General features: G+C 66.6%; 21 protein-coding genes. 12 read left to right on the forward strand and 9 right to left on the reverse strand.

Annotated elements, in window-relative coordinates:
- Positions 1-309 precede the first annotated feature (309 nt).
- The 7 genes from P3W85_RS06750 to P3W85_RS06780 form a co-directional block, all read right to left on the reverse strand.
- On the reverse strand, positions 310-1,086 hold the full coding sequence (locus tag P3W85_RS06750) for an enoyl-CoA hydratase (RefSeq protein WP_017226327.1): 777 nt from the start codon (positions 1,084-1,086) through the stop codon (positions 310-312).
- A gap of 176 nt (positions 1,087-1,262) precedes the next feature.
- Positions 1,263-2,471: a zinc metallochaperone GTPase ZigA gene (gene zigA, locus P3W85_RS06755; protein ID WP_276264209.1), complete on the reverse strand. Its 1,209-nt coding sequence runs from the start codon at positions 2,469-2,471 to the stop codon at positions 1,263-1,265.
- Positions 2,472-2,650: 179 nt separating this feature from the next.
- Complete coding sequence (locus tag P3W85_RS06760) at positions 2,651-3,361, reverse strand: DUF3299 domain-containing protein (protein WP_276264210.1); 711 nt, start codon at positions 3,359-3,361, stop codon at positions 2,651-2,653.
- A 69-nt stretch (positions 3,362-3,430) separates the two neighbouring features.
- A complete protein-coding gene (locus tag P3W85_RS06765) occupies positions 3,431-4,699 on the reverse strand; it encodes an ABC transporter permease (RefSeq protein ID WP_276264211.1) in 1,269 nt (422 codons plus the stop codon).
- Entirely contained in the window at positions 4,699-5,430 is a 732-nt protein-coding gene (locus P3W85_RS06770; RefSeq protein WP_017226323.1) for an ABC transporter ATP-binding protein, read from the reverse strand. The genes P3W85_RS06765 and P3W85_RS06770 overlap by 1 nt, the downstream gene beginning before the upstream one ends.
- Positions 5,430-5,981, reverse strand: a complete 552-nt coding sequence (locus P3W85_RS06775; RefSeq protein ID WP_276264212.1) for a DUF2796 domain-containing protein — start codon at positions 5,979-5,981, stop codon at positions 5,430-5,432. Before P3W85_RS06775 ends, P3W85_RS06770 begins: the two co-directional genes overlap by 1 nt.
- Positions 5,982-6,202: 221 nt before the next feature.
- Positions 6,203-6,367, reverse strand: coding sequence for an FmdB family zinc ribbon protein (locus tag P3W85_RS06780; protein WP_035810592.1), 165 nt, complete (start codon positions 6,365-6,367; stop codon positions 6,203-6,205).
- Between the two features lie 254 nt (positions 6,368-6,621).
- Here P3W85_RS06780 and P3W85_RS06785 point away from each other — a divergent pair, with 254 nt between their 5' ends.
- From P3W85_RS06785 to paaK, 4 genes are all read left to right on the forward strand, one after another.
- Positions 6,622-7,062, forward strand: a complete 441-nt coding sequence (locus P3W85_RS06785) for a hypothetical protein (protein WP_276264213.1) — start codon at positions 6,622-6,624, stop codon at positions 7,060-7,062.
- 331 nt (positions 7,063-7,393) lie between these two features.
- On the forward strand, positions 7,394-8,206 hold the full coding sequence (gene paaG, locus P3W85_RS06790) for a 2-(1,2-epoxy-1,2-dihydrophenyl)acetyl-CoA isomerase PaaG (RefSeq protein ID WP_276264214.1): 813 nt from the start codon (positions 7,394-7,396) through the stop codon (positions 8,204-8,206).
- A 58-nt stretch (positions 8,207-8,264) separates the two neighbouring features.
- Positions 8,265-8,708, forward strand: a complete 444-nt coding sequence (paaI, locus tag P3W85_RS06795; RefSeq protein WP_017226318.1) for a hydroxyphenylacetyl-CoA thioesterase PaaI — start codon at positions 8,265-8,267, stop codon at positions 8,706-8,708.
- 76 nt (positions 8,709-8,784) lie between these two features.
- Positions 8,785-10,086 carry a phenylacetate--CoA ligase PaaK gene (gene paaK, locus P3W85_RS06800; protein ID WP_017226317.1) on the forward strand — a complete coding sequence of 434 codons (1,302 nt, stop codon included), beginning with the start codon at positions 8,785-8,787 and terminating at the stop codon, positions 10,084-10,086.
- 45 nt (positions 10,087-10,131) lie between these two features.
- On the opposite strand, the gene mltA is transcribed toward paaK, so the two are convergent.
- A complete protein-coding gene (gene mltA, locus P3W85_RS06805; RefSeq protein ID WP_276264215.1) occupies positions 10,132-11,307 on the reverse strand; it encodes a murein transglycosylase A in 1,176 nt (391 codons plus the stop codon).
- Positions 11,308-11,413: 106 nt separating this feature from the next.
- On the opposite strand from mltA, the gene P3W85_RS06810 reads away from it, so the two are divergent.
- A complete protein-coding gene (locus P3W85_RS06810; protein ID WP_017225613.1) occupies positions 11,414-11,623 on the forward strand; it encodes a hypothetical protein in 210 nt (69 codons plus the stop codon).
- Positions 11,624-11,676: 53 nt separating this feature from the next.
- Here P3W85_RS06810 and apaG read toward each other — a convergent pair whose 3' ends face one another.
- Positions 11,677-12,051, reverse strand: coding sequence for a Co2+/Mg2+ efflux protein ApaG (apaG, locus tag P3W85_RS06815; protein ID WP_017225612.1), 375 nt, complete (start codon positions 12,049-12,051; stop codon positions 11,677-11,679).
- 165 nt (positions 12,052-12,216) lie between these two features.
- Here apaG and rpe point away from each other — a divergent pair, with 165 nt between their 5' ends.
- From rpe to P3W85_RS06850, 7 genes are all read left to right on the forward strand, one after another.
- On the forward strand, positions 12,217-12,918 hold the full coding sequence (gene rpe, locus P3W85_RS06820) for a ribulose-phosphate 3-epimerase (protein ID WP_276264216.1): 702 nt from the start codon (positions 12,217-12,219) through the stop codon (positions 12,916-12,918).
- Positions 12,915-13,646 (forward strand): phosphoglycolate phosphatase, encoded by a 732-nt coding sequence (gene gph, locus P3W85_RS06825; protein ID WP_017225610.1) that lies wholly within the window; start codon positions 12,915-12,917, stop codon positions 13,644-13,646. The genes rpe and gph overlap by 4 nt, the downstream gene beginning before the upstream one ends.
- Before the next feature lie 473 nt (positions 13,647-14,119).
- A complete protein-coding gene (gene trpE / locus P3W85_RS06830; RefSeq protein ID WP_017225609.1) occupies positions 14,120-15,637 on the forward strand; it encodes an anthranilate synthase component I in 1,518 nt (505 codons plus the stop codon).
- 31 nt (positions 15,638-15,668) lie between these two features.
- On the forward strand, positions 15,669-16,238 hold the full coding sequence (locus P3W85_RS06835) for an anthranilate synthase component II (RefSeq protein WP_017225608.1): 570 nt from the start codon (positions 15,669-15,671) through the stop codon (positions 16,236-16,238).
- 56 nt (positions 16,239-16,294) lie between these two features.
- Positions 16,295-17,323 (forward strand): anthranilate phosphoribosyltransferase, encoded by a 1,029-nt coding sequence (trpD, locus tag P3W85_RS06840; protein WP_035808829.1) that lies wholly within the window; start codon positions 16,295-16,297, stop codon positions 17,321-17,323.
- Positions 17,324-17,381: 58 nt separating this feature from the next.
- Positions 17,382-18,185 carry an indole-3-glycerol phosphate synthase TrpC gene (gene trpC / locus P3W85_RS06845; protein WP_017225606.1) on the forward strand — a complete coding sequence of 268 codons (804 nt, stop codon included), beginning with the start codon at positions 17,382-17,384 and terminating at the stop codon, positions 18,183-18,185.
- A 19-nt stretch (positions 18,186-18,204) separates the two neighbouring features.
- Positions 18,205-18,843, forward strand: coding sequence for a CYTH domain-containing protein (locus tag P3W85_RS06850; RefSeq protein ID WP_276264217.1), 639 nt, complete (start codon positions 18,205-18,207; stop codon positions 18,841-18,843).
- Positions 18,844-18,931 lie beyond the last annotated feature (88 nt).

The following is an 18,931-nucleotide window of genomic DNA, read 5'->3' on the forward strand; positions in this document are numbered from 1 at the left end:
CAATCCGCGTTTCGTCAACAGGTTTCGCAAACTTTCTTTGCTGCGGCCGGCGCCTGAACACGGCTCGCCAACCTCCCCTGCCAACCCCCGCAACCCTTGTCCCGTCTGCGTTGCAGCGGTCTTTGTGTGGCGAAGGGGGCGAATCTTAAGGGACTCGCCCCCTTATGGCAACTGTTTTGTCACACAAGTGTGATCCGGTCCACGGAGGGGCTGGATCAAGCCATTGATCTATAAAGACATTTGGCTTTCTATTACATCGCAAAACGATAAATACCCGATGCATTCACTCGGGTATTTACCTGTCGAGCTTTACCGATGCTTGAACTCGGGCGCCCTTTTCTCCACAAAGGCAGCCATCCCTTCCTTCTGGTCTTCGGTGGCAAAGGTGGAATGGAACAAGCGCCGCTCCAGATGCACTCCCTCGGACAAGCTGGTCTCGTAGGCGGCGTTGATCGACTCCTTGATCATCATCACCACCGGCAGGGAGAAACCGGCAATGGTCTCGGCCGCGGCCAGGGTTTCGTCGAGCAGCTTGTCCGCGGCGACCACGCGCGACACCAGTCCGGCGCGCTCGGCTTCCGCCGCGTCCATCATGCGCGAGGTCAGGCACAGGTCCATGGCCTTGGCCTTGGAGACCGCGCGCGGCAGGCGCTGGGTGCCGCCGGCGCCCGGCATGGTGCCCAGCTTGACTTCAGGCTGGCCGAAGCGGGCGCTGTCGGCGGCGATGATGATGTCGCACATCATCGCCAGTTCGCAGCCGCCACCCAGGGCGTAGCCGGCCACCGCGGCAATCACCGGTTTGCGGATGCGGCGGATGGCCTCCCAGTTGCGGGTGATGTAGTCGCCCTTGTACACATCCATATAGGAGTACTTGGCCATCATCCCGATATCCGCACCGGCGGCAAAGGCGCGTTCGCTGCCGGTGATGACGATGCTGCCGATCGCCTCGTCGGCGTCGAAGGCAAGCAGGGCCGCGCCCAGCTCATCCATCAGCGCATCGTTGAGCGCGTTGAGCGCCTTCGGACGGTTCAGCGTTACCAGGCCCACGCGTCCGCGTGTTTCCACCAGAATGTTTTCGTACGGCATGTCTTCTCCTTTTGGTCCTATTGGTCCTGTTGGCATTGGAAGGGGATCGATCTTGCGACCAGCCAGACGATGCCCGGTTCGTCGGGCATCGAGATGCGTGGCGGCAATCGTGCCACCGATCCCGATGCGCACGCAAGGCGCCTCATAGGCCGCAAACATCTCGCCGTACCTGCCATTCAGTCCGGGCGCTGCCCCCAGAGCGGAAATGGGTCGGCAAACCCGGCCCAGGCCGCGGGTCCCATTTCCATCTCCGCGTCGGTCAGTAGGCAATGGTCCAGGCGTGCCCGCAGCGCCATCTCATCCATGTCCAGGCCGATCAGCACGAGTTCCTGCCGGGCATCGCCGGTCTGGTCGTTCCAATAGCTGAGGATGGTACGCCGGGCATCCGCGTCCTGCGGCCAACGCTCCCGCGGCACCGCTGCCCACCACATGCCGGCCAGCCCGTGGCGGCAGACGGCCCCGGCCTGCGACCAGTTCCCGGCGAACGTGGGACGCGAGGCCAGCCAGAAGAACCCCTTGGAGCGGACCACGCCCGGCCACTCGCTTTCGACCATGCGGAAGAAACGCGTTGGATGGAACGGCCGCCGCGCCCGGTAGACGAAGCTTCCAATGCCGTACGCCTCCGTCTCGGGCATGTGTTGGCCACGCATCTCCCTGAGCCAGCCCGGTGCCGAGGACGCTGCCTCGAAATCGAACAGCCCCGTGTCCAGGATGCGCTCCAGCGGGACCCTGCCGAACACGGCGGTCTCGATGCGCGCCCTCGGGTTGAGCCCGCCCAAGATGGCGATCAGCCGCTCGCGCCCGGCAGCGTCGACCAGGTCAAGCTTGTTAACAACAATGACATCGCAAAACTCGACCTGCTCGATCAGCAGGTCCACCACCGTGCGCGCATCCTCGTCGCCCAGCGATTCGCCGCGCTGCGCCAGGCTGTCGCGCGAGCTGTAGTCCCTGAGGAAGTTGAAGGCGTCCACCACGGTGACCATGGTATCCAGCCGCGCGACGTCCGCCAGGCTCTGGCCCTGCTCATCGGTAAAGGTGAAGGTTTCGGCCACCGGCAGCGGCTCTGAAATGCCGGTGGACTCGATCACAAGCTGGTCGAAGCGCCCTTCCCTGGCCAGGCGGAACACCTCCACCAGTAAATCCTCCCGCAGCGTGCAGCAGATGCAGCCGTTGCTCATTTCGACCAGCTTCTGTTCGGTGCGCGATAGGTCCGCATTGCCGGCCCGCACCAGCTCCGCATCGATGTTGACCTCGGACATGTCGTTGACGATCACGGCCACGCGCCGCCCCTCGCGGTTGTGCAGGACATGGTTGAGCAGGGTCGTCTTGCCGGCGCCCAGGAAGCCGGAAAGGACGGTGACGGGCAGCAGGGATGGCGAGGTCATGGGATGCGCTGAAGTAGGGATGGATCGGAAAGGCCCGCACGCTTGCCGCGACGCCTGACGTTTTTGCAACAGTGTTGCATTATATCCATCATTTGCAACTATGTTGCATTTGAAATGACCAGCCCCCCGAAGAGCGCCTTCAGTCCGCCCCGACGACTCGACCGTGCCTGGCCCCGGCATTACCTCCCGGCCGGCGCCAGATACCGTTCGACGCGCGCGCCATGCATCGCATAGCCGGCATATCCCATCATGGTTTCGGCGCTCTCCACCCGCATGACCCCACTGACCCAGACCGTATCCATCGTGCGCAAGGCGGGCAACGGGTGGTCGGTGCGGACGTGAATCACCTGGTTGGCCGGCGGCGGCGGTACATGGATGCACGCGCCGAAATAGGGCACCAGCAGGAACTCGCGCATGGCCTCGCCCTCCGCGTCCAGCGACACCACGAAGCCGGGCAGGCGCACCGGCACGCCATCGAGGCTGCGCTCGACGGGCGCCCTCTTCCAGTATTGACGCGCCTTGTACAGCGCGATCTGCGCGCGTGGGTCGCCATCCTCTATCTCTTCGAGCTTGAGTCCCTTGAAGGGCGCGAGCGGGTCCCAGCCCTTCGGCAGCAGTGCCTGCCAGTCGATTTCCCGGTAGCCGGAGGCCGGAGCGCTGGCTGCGGCCGGTAGCTGCGGCAATGCCTGCCCTACGGCGAAGTTGCCTTGTCCGTCCGGCGCCTCGGGAACTGGCGCGGCACGCCCGGATGGCTCTTCTGGCGACAGCGGCCGAAATCCCCGCCATGCCGCGACGGCGGCGGCCAGAGCCAGCATTGCGAGAATGGCCACGACTACCGGTAGTACGCGAGGGATCAGCGCTTTCATCGGTTCAGGGAAGCGGGCGACCATGGCACGGGGTACCAGACACCTTGCCGTCCAGGCGTTCCATTTGCCGCAGGATCAGGGCCAGGATCACGGTCAGGTATTGGGGGTCAGGCCGTCGATCATGCTGAGCCGGTAGGCCCGCCATCCCGGCAACAGGGAAGCGGCGGCGCCGGCGGCGATGATCGCGAAAAGCAAGGGCAGCTCGCTGGCCCGCGGCGAGGAGATCGGCAGGGCCAGTCCCAGGCTGGCTTCCAGCCATGGCGTGATCGCCAACGACATCGCACTCAGCAGCAAACAGCCCGCGAGCGTGCCGGCCAGCATCAGGACGACGCCCTCGGCCGCCAGCAATATCAGCAGGTCGAGCGGACGCGCGCCCACCGCGCGCAGGATCGCCAGCTCACGCCGCCGCTCTCCCAGTGCGGCGAGGATCGAAGAGACCAGCCCCGCCAGCCCGACCGCCACCACCAGCGCCGACATCAGCAGCAAGCCCTTTTCGCCGATGCCGACGATCTCCCACAGCTCGTCAAGCGCCACGCCTGGCAGCACGGCCATCAGCGGCTCATGCGCATCGGCGGCGATTTCGCGCTGCAAGGAAAATACGCGCGAGCGCAGCTTCAGCCCGACCAGGACCCCCGTCACGCTCTTGGGCGTCAGGTCGAATCTGCGCACGAATTCAGCCGGGATCGACAAGCCGGGCATCGGGACTCCCGCCTGCCATTCAAGGTGAATCGCCTCCATGGCCTCCAGGCCGATATGCACCGTGCGGTCCACCGGCGTTCCGGTAGGGGCAAGAATCCCGCTGACCACGAAGGGCTTGTCGCCATGCCGGGACTGCCCGGCCATCGCGCCCGTGGCATCGCCGTGGCTCAGCACGATGCTGTCGCCCAGTCTATAGCCGAGCCGGCGCGCCACTTCCGCGCCCAGCACGGCATCGAACAATCCCTGGAACGGCAATCCCTGTGCAAGCACCAGGGATTGCCGGCCGCCATGGCGGAAATGGCGGAAGTAGTCCTGCGAAGTCGCCAGCACCGGGAAGCCGCGATGCGAGTCGCCAAGCGATATGGGGATCGTCCAGGCCACCAGCGGGTGTCGTGCAATGCGCTGGACGCTGTCCCAACCCATATTGTTCGTCGCAGCGCCAAGACGGAAGACGGTATAGAGGATCAGCTGCATCGGGCTCGAACGCGCGCCCACCACCAGGTCCGTACCGGATACCGACTGGGAGAAGCCGGCCCGGAGCTGGTGCCGGATGCGCTCCACGCCAAGCAGCAGCGCGGTCGACAAGGCAATCGCCAGCACCATCAGCAGCAGGTTGTAGCGACGGTTCCAGGCACTGCGGGCGGCCAGCCCGAACCAGGGCATCAGGCGGTCTCCCGGGCGGAAACCGCCGGCATGGCGAAGCGCCGCCCGAAACGGGCCGCGAGCCGTTCATCATGGCTGACAAAGACAAGGCTCGCACCGACCGCGCGGCACTCGCGCTGCAGCAAGTCCATAAACGCGGACTGCCGGTCCGCGTCCAGCGCAGAGGTGGGTTCATCGGCCAGCACCAGTTCCGGGCGGCCCAGAAGTGCCCGGGCGGCCGCCACCCGCTGCTGCTGCCCGACCGAGAGCCGTGCCGCCGCCCGCCGCCAGTACGCTTGCGGCAAGTCCAGGCGCTCCAGTAACATGCCGGCCGCCTCGGCGGGACTTGCCCCTTGCTCGGCCGAGCGACGCCTGCGGTGCGCGGAGAACCTGCACGCCAGCAGCACGTTGTCCAGCACCGACAGATACGGCAGCAGGTTCAGTTGCTGGAAGATGATGCCGATGTGATCGGCCCGGAAGCGGTCCCGCTGCGCGCCCGTCAGGGCGTTCAACGCCATGCCCTTCACGGCGACGCGGCCGCGCTGAGGTACGATGACGCCCGCCAGCAGACCCAGGAGCGTGCTCTTGCCGCTGCCGCTGGCGCCCGAAACGAAGACATGCTCGCCCGCGGCCGCATGGAACCGGTCCAACACAAGACACGCCTCACCCTCGCCCGGCCACGAGAATGCGACGCCGGACAAGTCGACAAGGAAGTCGGCGGCGTCCGGATCCGCCTGGTTGACCTCGCCCATTACCACTTCACCCGGGCATTGGCCGGCGTCAACGTGGCGCCGGCCTGCCCTGCCGGCGCAAGCAGTTGCACCGTCACGCGGCGGATCGCCGGAAAGGCCTCAAAGAGCCTGAACTCCAGTTCGTGCAACGCCGAGGGATTGCCGCAATGGAATGTGTATGCGGCATCCAGATCGGCATGGGCGTCGCTGCGCGATCGCGCCGCCTCCGGAGGGGATCCATCCGCGGCAAGCAAGCCGTCGCCCAGGGCGCCGAAGTCCAGGCTTGCCGATGCCAGGCGGCAGTCCGCGGCGGCAGGCGTCACAAAAAGCGCCTCGCCCCGGCGCAGGCGCCCTACCGCTTGCCGAACAGCCATCGTCTCCGCGGCGTTGCGCGGCAAGCGCTCGAAGCCGAACAGGTTCATCAAGGGAGACGCCAGCTGGACGGAAAGTACCTCCCCGTCCACCGCAATGTCCACCCTTGCCTGGCCATGAGTGTGGGCCTGGTGGGCCTTCGCGGCCGATGACAGCAGCAGCGCGCCGGCAAGAACGAAACAACGGGTGGGACGCTTCATCTGCGCTTCGCCTCTGGAAGGGGCACGGGCCCATAATGCAACAGTGTTGCATTATGGGCCCGTGCGGTTCTTCAGCGCAAGATGCGGTGGTTCAAAGCACGCACAAAGCCATGACGCCGGATGGGGCGTGGCCCCCGATCCAAGGTTTCAGGCGCCAGGAAAGGAGGGCAGGCGCATGCCATGGGCGAATCGGCGCAGGTCCCGGTCTTGCCGGGCAAGCGTCAACTCTTCCGCGCGGTCTTCGCAACAAATGGCGTCGGCATATGCTGGACCGTTTCGCTGCCGCATTTGGGGCAAGGCGGATGGGCCGTGGCATGTTCGGCAAGATGCTCAGCGTGGTCGAACACTTGGCCGCACTTCTCGCAGCGGTATTGATAAGTAGGCATGGCACGCCTCCAGCCTGCACTGGGCAGGTGCTCGCCGGAGCCACGGACATTGGCGGCTTTCGGCAGTAGGGCATTTCATTTTAGGTCACCCGGACGGGCAGCAAGCCGGCGCCACCTCATATCTTCTCGCAGCACTCCCGGGCCTTCGTGCGGATGCCCGGGCAGCCGGCATGGCGCCCGCGACGCAGGAAGGGATCGCGCTCCGTGCGTCCTTACCTATCATTGGAGCATGCCCATGCTTTCCGGCATGCGGCATGACCACCGTCGTCGCTCAGGAGTCGACCATGAAAAAGCCGTACAAGGCGGATTCTGGCAAGACGCGGCGAACCGGATCGCCGGATCGGCCGCGCTCGGAACGCACTATTCCCAGCATCCTGGATTCCATTGACCCGGAGGACATGTGGAAAGAGACCGCAGAGGCCGTCGAGGAACTCACCGATCGGACCGCCGAGCCGATCGACTTTCCCCACGGCCATGAACCGGACGAGGACGAGGCACCGGAAGACGGCATGAACGAGGTGACCCGCGCCGCCGAGAGCATGCCGGTAGGCACGCCCGCCGACCGCGCCGACCACAGCGCGCAACGCGAAGAGCACCCGCCTGTTCCGCCTAGTATCGATGATGTGCTGGACAAGGACCTGACACCCGATCCAGCCGACGATCCCCCCCGCGCCAGGACACCGCGCAAACGCTAAAGTCCAGAGTCTGAAATTAGTTGAAGAAATAGATCTGTCGAGGGCGTGGGAACCTGGAAGCGAAACGCGGCAAGGCTGAAGCCTTGCGAGCATGCGCGCCGACGGATCGCGCGTCTTGTCGGCGCCCCTCCCTGGCAAAGGACCCGCCGGACTTAACCGACAGACCGCTGCTCGCACGCGCGAATTGATGCTACTATTCGCCGACCGACTGGTCGGTTAATTTTTAACGGCGCCACGGCTCCTCCACTATATTGGATGGAGCCCGCAGCCGCGTGCCGATCCGCCGAGAATCACAGCCACCACTGTCCACTGACATGGCAGGAGACCAACGATGCCAGATTTGCCCCCTCGGGTCAGCCTCACTTCCGGCCCCGTGCTGCTCGCCTGGCACGGCCAGGTAGCGGCCATCACGCTCAATCGCCCCGACAAGCTCAACAGTTTCACCCGCGAGATGCATGCGACGCTGCAACAGGCGCTGGATCACGTCGAAGCCGGCAGCGCCCGCGCGCTGCTGCTCACGGGTGCGGGCCGCGGCTTTTGCGCCGGGCAGGACCTGGCCGACCTGGACTTCACGCCCGGCGCCATGACCGACCTGGGCGAACTGATCGACGTCTGGTTCAACCGCCTGATCCGGCGCCTGCAGAAACTGCCGCTGCCGGTGATCGCCGCGGTCAACGGCACTGCGGCAGGCGCCGGCGCCAACCTGGCGCTGGCCTGCGACATGGTGCTGGCGGCGCGTTCGGCCAGCTTTATCCAGGCCTTCGTCAAGATCGGCCTGGTCCCGGACTCCGGCGGCACCTGGCTGCTGCCCAAGCGCATCGGCATGGCGCGCGCCATGGGACTGGCCATGACCGGCGACAAGCTCAGCGCCGACGAGGCAGAGAAATGGGGGCTGATCTGGGAAGCGATGGAGGACAACCTGCTGCCCGCGCAGGCGCTGGCGCTGGCCACCCACCTCGCGGCCCAGCCCACGCGCGCGCTGGCGGCGATCAAGCAGGCCATGTACACCGGTGCGAGCCAGGGGCTCGATGCCCAGCTAGACCTGGAGCGCGACCTGCAGCGCGAACTGGGGGCGTCCCATGACTATGCCGAGGGCGTGAACGCCTTTCTGGAAAAACGCGCGCCGCGCTTCACCGGGCGCTAACGCCGTCCGCCCGGTTCCGCTCCCCTGCCCCAATCCCCAGCCAGAACAGGAGACCCGCTTGACCCACAATCCCCAGGCCCTCGCCGAAGCGGCCGCCGCCAGCATGTACGAAGCCGATGCCTGCAGCCGCTGGCTGGGCATCACCCTCGAAGCCGTGCGCCCGGGCTATGCGCGCCTGTCCATGCCGGTACGGCAGGAATTCCTCAACGGCCATGGTATTTGCCACGGCGGCCTGATGTTCACGCTGGCGGATTCAACCTTCGCCTTTGCCTGCAACAGCCACAATATCAACACGGTGGCGGCGGGCTGCAGCATCGAATTCCTCAAACCCGTGCAGGGTGGCGACGTGCTGACCGCCGAGGCCACCGAGCAGGTCCTGTCGGGCCGGCACGGCATCTACGATATCCGGGTCACCAACCGTGCCGGCGAGATGGTGGCGATGTTCCGCGGCAAGTCCGCCCAGATCAGGGGGCATGTGGTTGCCCCGCCGGAAGCTGGGTGACGCGCGCCGCGGCCCACGCCCCAATGCCACATAGACGCCGATATACATAGATAAGCCCCCAAGCGCAGGAGACACCATGACGCGCCTCACAGATCTGCCGCTCGAGCCGATCGAGACCGCCAGCCGCGACGAATTGCAGGCCTTGCAGCTCGAACGCCTGAAATGGTCGCTCGACCACGCCTACCGGAACTCGCCGGTCTACCGCGCCAAGTTCGACGCCGCCGGCGTGCATCCGGACCAGGTCCGGACGCTGGCCGACCTGGCCCGCTTTCCCTTCACCACCAAGCAGGACCTGCGCGACAACTATCCGTTCGGGATGTTCGCAGTGCCCCAGGACCGCGTGGCGCGCATCCATGCCTCGTCGGGCACCACCGGCAAACCCACGGTGGTCGGCTACACCCTGAAGGACATCGACACCTGGGCCACGGTGATGGCCCGCTCGATCCGCGCCGCAGGGGCGCGGCGCGGCGACAAGGTGCATATCAGCTATGGCTACGGGCTCTTCACCGGTGGCCTCGGCGCGCACTACGGCGTGGAAAAGGCTGGGCTCACCGCGATTCCCTTCGGCGGCGGCCAGACCGAGAAGCAGGTGCAGCTGATCCAGGATTTCAAGCCGGAAGTGATCATGGTGACGCCCAGCTATATGCTGGCGATCGCGGACGAGTTCGAGCGCCAGGGTATCGACCCGGCCTCCACTTCGCTGCGGGTCGGCATCTTCGGCGCGGAACCCTGGACGCCCGAGATGCGTCTCGCCATCGAGAAACGCATGGGCATTTCGGCGGTGGATATCTACGGACTGTCGGAAGTGATGGGCCCGGGTGTCGCCAACGAATGCGCCGAAACCAAGGACGGCCCGACCATCTGGGAAGATCATTTCTACCCGGAAGTGATCGATCCAGCTACCGGCGAAGTGCTGCCCGACGGCGAGTTCGGCGAGCTGGTCTTCACCTCGCTGTCCAAGGAAGCGCTGCCGATCGTGCGCTACCGGACCCGCGACCTCACCCGGCTGCTGCCGGGCAGCGCCCGTCCGGCCTTCCGCCGCATGGAAAAGATCACCGGCCGCTCCGACGACATGATGATCGTGCGTGGCGTCAATGTCTTTCCCTCGCAGATCGAGGAACTGATCCTCAAGCACGCCGAGCTGGCGCCGCACTATCAGTGCGTGCTGAGCAAGGACGGCCATCTCGATGTGCTGACCGTGCGGGTGGAATGCGCGCACGGCGTCGACCCGGCCAGCACGCAGCAGGCCAGCAGCCAGCTGACCTATGACATCAAGGCTTATATCGGCGTCACGGTCGGCATCGAGATCCTGCCCTCGGGCGGTGTGGAGCGCTCGGTGGGCAAGGCGCGGCGCATCGTCGACCAGCGTCCGCGCTGAAGGCGTAAAGACGTGGCCGGCCAGGACCGGGCGGCCACGCTTTCATCAGCTGCGCGGCATCAGCACCCACATGCGGCCGCCCTGCTTCATGCGGCCGGCGGTCTCGCCGGCCGCATCGCCCGCGCCCCAGAAGAAGTCCGCGCGCACGCCGCCCTTGATGGCGGAGCCGGTGTCCTGCGCGAACATCAGGCGCTGGATCGGCTCGGTCGAGAGCGGCCGGGTGGTGGAGAGGAAGACCGGCACGCCCAGCGGGATGGTGGCGGGATCGACCGCGATGGAACGCTCCGCGGTCAGCGGCACGCCCAGCGCGCCGACCGGGCCATCGTTGGTCGGCGGCAGTTCGCGGAAGAAGACGAAGCGCGGATTGACGTTGAGCATTTCGTCGACGCGCCCCGGGTTGGCGCGCGCCCAGCCCTTGATGCCCTGCATGGTGGCCTGCGCCGGCGTGATCTCGCCGCGGTCCAGCAGCCATTTGCCGAAGGAACGGAACGGCTGGTCGTTGGTGCCGCCGAAACCCACCCGCATCATGGTGCCATCCTGCAGGCGGATCCGGCCGGAACCCTGGATCTGCAGGAAAGCGGCCTCCACCGGATCGTCCACCCACGCCAGCTCCTGCCCGCGCAGCGCCGGGTTCTGCAGCAGTTCGGCGCGCGCCGGCAGCGGCCGGTTGCCCCATTGAGGCGGCTTGCGGTACAGCGGCACCTGGTACTGGCCCTGGCGCGTGCGAGAGCCGTGCAGGATGGGTTCGTAGTAGCCGGTAATCAGTCCATTGTCGGTGCCGTCGCCGTTGACCACGCGATAGGGCTGGAAGTTGGATTCGAAGTAGGCCCGCATGGCGTCCAGGTCGCCGGCGTCGACCATCAACCCAAGCGCGCAGACGCGGTTCCATTCGGCGCGCCGCTTCAGAGCCAGGCAGCTGGCCTGCAGCGCCGGCCACGCGGCGCGCACGTCGTCCTGGCCCCAGCCGCCGATCTCTGCCCAGCTGGCCGGCTGCAACTGGCCCTTCTGGGTGGAGCCGGCCGGCGGCGGCACGGGACGCCCGCCGGGGCCCTCGACGCGCGGCGGCGGGCCGCTCATGCAGCCGGCCAGCAGCGTGGCTGCCGCAGCCAGCCCGAGCCAGCCAAGCCGGCCCCCTGAGCCGCCGGCGGGCGGGCCGGCCGGCGCCGCCGGGGCGCGCAAAGTCGAAAAAGGAAAGCGGAATGAGAAATGCAGATGTGCCATCTTGATTGGATGAAAACTCAGCGGTTCGCGGATATCACGGATGTCGCGTCCGGTCGCTTGTGCCAATGGCCTACAATGCCCATCGTCGCCCCCACGTAGCCCTGTCATGAGCCAGTTTTTCGAAGCCCATCCCATGCTGCTGTTCGCCCTCGAGGCCGGACTGGCGCTCTTCCTGCTGATCTTTATCGTGGTGTGGACCATGGGCACGGCCAAGAAGAACCCGCGCCCCAGCCGCGCGCCGGACGATCATCCCTCGCGCGCTGGACAAGCCTCCGCCCGTACCCGACAGGATCAGGACAGCACGCCGGGCCAATAGGTTCCACCGGTGCCATTGCGTTCCACGGGTTCCGGGCAAGGCCCGCATGCGCCTCAGTGCAGCATGCGCGGCAGCACCAGCGCAAACTCCGGAATCGGCACCTCGAAGCGATGGCCGTCCTCGGCCACGCAGAAATACGCTCCCTTCATCGAGCCCACCGGCGTGGAGATGGTGGCCCAGCTGGTGTACTCGAAATGCTCGCCCGGCTTGAGCAGGGGCTGGTGGCCCACCACGCCAAGGCCCGCCACTTCCTGGGTACCGTTGTCGCTGTCGGTAATCACCCAGTGGCGCGAGATCAGCTGCGCCGCCACCTCGCCGGTATTGTGGATGGTGATGGTGTAGGCGAAGGCATGGCGCCCGCGCTCGGGGTCTGACTGGTCGGCCAGGTACTGGGTACGTACGGCCACGGAAAAGGCGTATTCGCTCATTGTCGGCGTATCAGGGGCTGGATCAGGGTAGGCGCATTGTGCGGCAAGGCTCCGGGGGCGGCAAGCAAAGCCGCCGCAAGGTTCCCGCCCGGTCGACAGCAGCGTGCTGCGCGGGGAGGGTAATATACTGCCTTCCCCTTGAAGTCCCCTCCTCCGAGCCCCGCCATGAGCACGCCCACCTATCGCATCGCCCCGTCCATCCTGTCCGCCGACTTTGCCCGCCTGGGCGAGGAAGTGCGGCGCGTGACCGCGGACGGCGCCGACTGGATCCATTTCGACGTGATGGACAACCATTACGTGCCGAACCTGACGGTGGGCCCGCTGGTGTGCGAGGCGATCCGTCCGCACGTGACGGCGCCCATCGACGTGCACCTGATGGTGCGCCCGGTGGACCGCATCATCCCCGACTTCGCCAAGGCCGGCGCCAATATCATCACCTTCCACCCGGAGGCCAGCGAGCATATCGACCGCTCCCTGGCTCTGATCCGCGAGCACGGCTGCCAGGCTGGCCTGGTATTCAACCCGGCCACGCCGCTGCACCATCTCGACCACGTGATGGACCGCATCGACGTGATCCTGCTGATGTCGGTCAACCCCGGCTTCGGCGGCCAGTCCTTCATCCCCGAAACGCTCAACAAGCTGCGCGCCGCCCGCGCGCGCATCGACGCCTATGCCGAGCGCACCGGCCGGCGCATCCTGCTGGAAGTGGACGGCGGCGTGAAGGTGGACAACATTGCCGAGATCGCCGCCGCCGGCGCCGATACCTTCGTCGCCGGTTCCGCCGTGTTCGGCAAGCCGGACGCCGATGGCGGCTACAAGGGCGTGCTGTCGGCGATGCGCGGCGAGCTGGCCAAGGTGGGCCAATGAGCCTGGCCCAGCGCAATCGCACCGACTGGCGCGGTATCCGGGGCGTGATCGTCGACCTGGACGGCACCATGGTGGATACCGCCGGCGACTTCCATGCCGCGGTCAACGCCATGCTGAAAGCGCTGGTCCACCTGCACCCGCAGCTCGGCAACGCCGAGCCGCTGGGCCGGGAGGAAATCGTCAGCTTTGTCGGCAAGGGTTCGGAAAACCTGATCCGGCGCGTGCTCGACGCCCGCTTCGCGCCCGCCCACGCCAACGGCATGTTTGCCGATGCGCTGGCCCTGTACGACCGCGAATACCTGCGCATCAACGGCCAGTTCTCGCGGGTCTATGCCGGTGTGGCCGAGGGGCTGGCGGCGCTGAAGGCCGCCGGCCTGCGCCTGGCCTGCGTGACCAACAAGCCGCATAACTTCACCGAGCCGCTGCTGGCCAAGACCGGCCTGGGACGGTTCTTCGAGCTGGTCTACGGCGGCGACGCCTTCGCGCTGCGCAAGCCGGATCCCCTGCCGCTGCTCAAGGTGGCCGAGGCGTTCCGGCTGGAGCCGGCCGAAATGGCCGCGATCGGCGACTCGGAAAACGACGCGCAGGCTGCCCGCGCGGCCGGCATGGGGGTGCTGCTTGTGCCCTATGGCTACAACCACGGCAATCCTGTACAAGGCGTCGACGCCGATGGTATAGTCGATTCCATTGTCCAGGTTGCAGCGCTTTTTGCAGCACATCGGGCATGACCCGGCGGCCGGAAAGCCGCCGAACCGCATGTAAGCGGCAGTCGGCATCGCCAAACATCCAAACCATAAATCGCTGAACACGATTTCATGTTTCTGAACCGCAAACGCATCTCTTCTGGCAGTGATCGGCAGGCCTGGCCCTGGCGTCGCTGGCGCGCCTCCCAACAGGCGTAAAGTGCGTTCGCGAGTCTCCTGACCGCCCCCTTCCCGCATTCCCCGCGATGCGTCTGTACCAGGATGGGGCCGGCCAGACCGGCAGGTTGCCGGACCTTCACTGATTTTCCAGCCGCCCGACATCCCAGCCTTGCGCCGGTGTCCCCCGAACGCGCTGCACGCCCACCCCGGCCGTGCGTGGACACTCGTCCGCGCCATGGTCTCTCCGGGGCGGGTCTGACGACCTTCCAGCCCCAAGTTGCCGACATAGCGGCGTGCGCCATACTGAAATACAGGCGCCGCGGCACAAGAGGATCGACATGACCGAACTGGAATTCAAATCGCTGGCCGAGCAGGGCTACAACCGCATCCCGCTGATCGCCGAGGCCTTCGCCGACCTGGAAACGCCGCTTTCGCTGTATCTCAAGCTGGCGCAATCGCAAACGCGCGGGGTCAATACCTTCTTGCTGGAATCCGTGGTGGGCGGCGAACGCTTCGGCCGCTACTCCTTTATCGGCCTGCACGCCCGCACCCTGCTGCGCGCCTCCGGCATGCGCACCGAAGTGGTGACCGACGGCCGCGTGGTGGAAACCCACGAGGGCAACCCGCTGGACTTCATCGCCGACTTCGAAAAGCGCTTCAAGGTGGCGCTGCGCCCCGGCCTGCCGCGGTTCTGCGGCGGCCTGGCCGGCTATTTCGGCTACGACGCGGTGCGCTATATCGAGAAAAAGCTCGCCAACACGCAAAAACCCGACGATCTGAACCTGCCCGACATCCAGTTGCTGCTGTGCGAAGAGCTGGCGGTGATCGACAACCTGTCCGGCAAGCTCTACCTGATCGTCTACGCCGACCCGACCACGCCCGAGGCCTACGCCCGCGCCCGCCAGCGCCTGCGCGAGCTGCGCATGAAGCTGCGCCAGCCGGTGGACGTGCCGGTCACCACCCCCTCGGTGCAGACCGACGTCTACCGCGAATTCGACAAGGCCGACTACCTCACCGCCGTGCACAAGGCCAAGGAATACATCATGGCGGGCGACATGATGCAGGTGCAGATCGGCCAGCGCCTGGTCAAGCCGTACCGCGACTCGCCGCTGTCGCTGTACCGCGCGCTGCGCTCGCTGAACCCGTCGCCCTATATGTACTTCTACAACTTCGGCGACTTTCAGATCGTGGGCGCCTCGCCGGAGATCCTGGTGCGGCAGGAAACCCGCCGGGTCGGCAGCAACGGCGACCAGCGCGAGGACCATATCGTCACCATCCGCCCGCTGGCCGGTACCCGTCCGCGCGGCAACACGCCGGAGAAGGACGCGCAGCTCGCCACCGAACTGCTCAACGACCCCAAGGAAATCGCCGAGCACGTGATGCTGATCGACCTGGCGCGCAACGATATCGGCCGCATCGCCGAGACCGGCTCGGTCAAGGTCACCGACCAGATGGTGATCGAGAAATACTCCCATGTGCAGCACATCGTCAGTTCGGTGGAAGGCACGCTCAAGCCCGGCATGAGCAACCTCGACGTGCTGCGCGCCACCTTCCCGGCCGGCACGCTGTCGGGCGCGCCCAAGGTGCATGCCATGGAGATCATCGACGAGCTGGAACCGCGCAAGCGCGGTATCTACGGCGGCGCGGTGGGCTACCTGTCCTTTGGCGGCGAGATGGACCTGGCGATCGCGATCCGCACCGGCATCGTCAAGGACGGCAACCTCTATGTGCAGGCCGCCGCCGGCATCGTTGCCGACTCGGACCCCGAAGCCGAATGGAGGGAAACCGAAGCCAAGGCGCGCGCCGTGATCCGCGCCGCCGAGCAGGTCCAGGACGGCCTGGATTCGGACATCTGAAGGTCAAGGTAAAAGGAACAGGGGAACCGCCATGCTGCTGATGATCGACAACTACGATTCGTTTACCTACAACCTCGTCCAATACTTCGGCGAACTCGGCGCCGACGTGCGCACCTACCGCAACGACGAGATCACGCTGGAAGAGATCGAGGCGCTGGGGCCCGATCACATCTGCGTCTCGCCCGGCCCGTGCAGCCCGAAGGAAGCCGGCATTTCGGTGGCCGTGCTGCAGCACTTCGCCGGCAAGATCCCGCTGCTGGGCGTCTGCCTGGGCCACCAGGCCATCGGCGAGGCCTTCGGCGGCAAGGTGATCCGCGCCAAGCAGGTCATGCACGGCAAGGTGAGCCGCATCGAGACCACGCAGGAGGGCGTCTTCGCCGGCCTGCCCAAGCATTTCGACGTGACGCGCTATCATTCCCTGGCGATCGAGCGCGAGACCTTGCCGGATTGCCTGGAAGTGACGGCCTGGACGCCGGATGGTGAAATCATGGGTGTGCGCCACAAGACGCTCGCCATTGAAGGGGTGCAGTTCCACCCCGAGTCCATCCTGTCCGAGCATGGCCATGCGCTGCTGGCCAACTTCATCAAGGCGCCGCGATGAGACTGCTCGATACGCCCAACGCACCCGCGCACCCCCACGACACGACCGAGACCGCCATGTCCATCACGCCCCAGGAAGCCCTCACCCGCTGCATCGAACACCGCGAGATCTTCCATGACGAGATGCTGCACCTGATGCGGCAGATCATGCAGGGGCAGATGTCGCCGGTGATGGCCGCGGCCATCCTGACCGGCCTGCGCGTGAAGAAGGAAACCATCGGCGAGATCTCGGCGGCGGCGCAGGTCATGCGCGAGTTCGCCAACAAGGTGCCGGTCAAGGACCGCGAGAACTTCGTCGACATCGTCGGCACCGGCGGCGACGGCTCGCACACCTTCAATATTTCCACGGCGTCGATGTTCGTCGCCTCCGCCGCCGGCGCGCGCATCGCCAAGCACGGCAACCGCGGCGTCAGCTCCAAGTCGGGCAGCGCCGACGTGCTGGAAGCACTGGGCGTCAACATCATGCTGACGCCGGAGCAGGTCGGCGAGTGCATCGAACAGACCGGCATCGGCTTCATGTTCGCGCCCACCCATCACCCGGCCATGAAGAACGTGGCGCCGATCCGCAAGGAAATGGGCGTGCGCACCATCTTCAATATCCTGGGCCCGCTGACCAACCCGGCCGATGCGCCCAATATCCTGATGGGCGTGTTCCACCCCGACCTGGTCGGCATCCAGGTGCGCGTGATGCAGCGCCTGGGCGCCAAGCATGCGCTGGTGGTCTACGGCAAGGACGGCATGGACGAAGTCTCGCTGGGCGCGGCCACGCTGGTGGGCGAACTGAAGGACGGCGAGGTGCGCGAGTACGAGATCCATCCCGAGGACTTCGGCCTGCAGATGATCTCCAATCGCGGGCTGAAGGTGGCCGATGCGACCGAATCCAAGGAAATGCTGCTGGAAGCGCTCACCGACGTGCCCGGCACCCCGCGCGAGATCGTCACGCTGAATGCCGGCACCGCACTGTACGCGGCCAACGTGGCCAGCTCGGTCGAGGACGGTATCCGCCGCGCCCGCGAAGCCATCGCCAGCGGCGCGGCGCGCGAGAAGCTCGACCAGTTCGTGCGCGCCACGCAGCAGTTCAAGTAAGCCGGCGCCGTCCTTCGAGCCCGTCCCGAGCCAACCAGCCGAGCGAGAGAATTACCGCATGTCCGATATCCTGCAGAAGATCCTGGCCGTCAAGGCCGATGAAGTGAACGCCGCGCGCAAGAAGCGCGACCTGCCCAGCCTGCGGGCCGAGGCCGAGAGCCTGCGCAGCGAGCCGGGGCTGGCGCCGCGCGGCTTTGAGCGCGCGCTGCGCGAGAAGATCGCCGCCGGCCACGCCGGGGTGATCGCCGAGGTCAAGAAGGCCTCGCCCTCCAAGGGCGTGCTGCGCGAGAATTTCGTGCCGGAGGCGATTGCCGAGAGCTACGCCAGCCATGGTGCGGCCTGCCTGTCCGTGCTGACCGATGTGAACTTCTTCCAGGGCCACGCCGATTTCCTCAAGCGCGCCCGCGGCGCCTGCCCGCTGCCGGCCCTGCGCAAGGACTTCATGATCGACCTCTACCAGGTCTATGAAGCCCGCAGCTGGGGCGCCGACGCCATCCTGCTGATCGTGTCCGCGCTCGACCACGGCCTGATGGCGGAGCTGGAAGCCTGCGCCCATGAGCTTGGCATGGACGTGCTGGTGGAAGTGCACGGCGGCGACGAACTCGACGCCGCGCTGCGCCTGAAGACGCCGCTGCTGGGCGTGAACAACCGCAACCTGCGCACCTTCGAGGTCACGCTCGACAACACGCTGGACCTGCTGCCGCGCATCCCGGACGAGCGCCTGGTGGTGACTGAATCCGGCATCCTCGGCCCGGACGACGTGCAGCGCATGCGCGACGCCAATGTGCACGCCTTCCTGGTGGGCGAAGCCTTCATGCGCGCGCCCGACCCCGGTGTCGAGCTGGCGCGCCTGTTTGCCTGATCGGGAACCGCAAAACAACATGGCCCAGGAAATCGAACTCAAGCTGGCGGTGCCGGACGGCGCCATGCCGGCGCTCGCGGCCTGGCTGGACGCGCAGGGGCGGGCGCAGGGCGAGCACACGCTGCTCAATGTCTACCTCGACACGCCCGCGCGCGACCTGGCCGGTGCCCGCGCCGCCCTGCGGCTGCGCCGCCGCGGCGAGCAATGGCTGCAGACGTTGAAAACCGCCGGCAGGAGCCAGGCCGGCCTGGCCGCCCGCCACGAGTGGGAAACCGAGGTGGCGGCCGAGGCCATCGAGCTCGATGCCTTCCCGCCCGAAGCCCGCGCCCTGCTGGCGCCGCTGGCCGCCACCCTGGCGCCGGTGTTCCGCACCGATTTCGCGCGCCGTACCTGGCTGATCGAACAGGATGGCGTCAGCATCGAGGCCGCGCTCGACGTCGGCACGATCTCCGCGCCGGCCACGGCGGCGCGTGAGGCAATCCAGGAACTGGAACTGGAATGGCTGCCCGGCGGCGCCGGCAAGGCAGCTGCGCAGGAACAGGCCGAGGCAGCGCTGCGCGCGCTGGCACGGCGCCTGCAGCACATCGCGCCGCTCACGCCGTCCGACCTGAGCAAGGCCGCACGCGGCTACCGGCTTGCCGCCACCGGCCGCGCCTGACGCTGCGCGCGCCGCACCTTCCGCATCCCCTATCAAAAACAGGTATCCCTCCAGCATGAGCAAGCACACCAGCGGACAGGCCGACCTG

This window comes from Cupriavidus basilensis (genome assembly GCF_029335485.1).
In the GTDB taxonomy this organism is placed as follows: domain Bacteria; phylum Pseudomonadota; class Gammaproteobacteria; order Burkholderiales; family Burkholderiaceae; genus Cupriavidus; species Cupriavidus basilensis_E.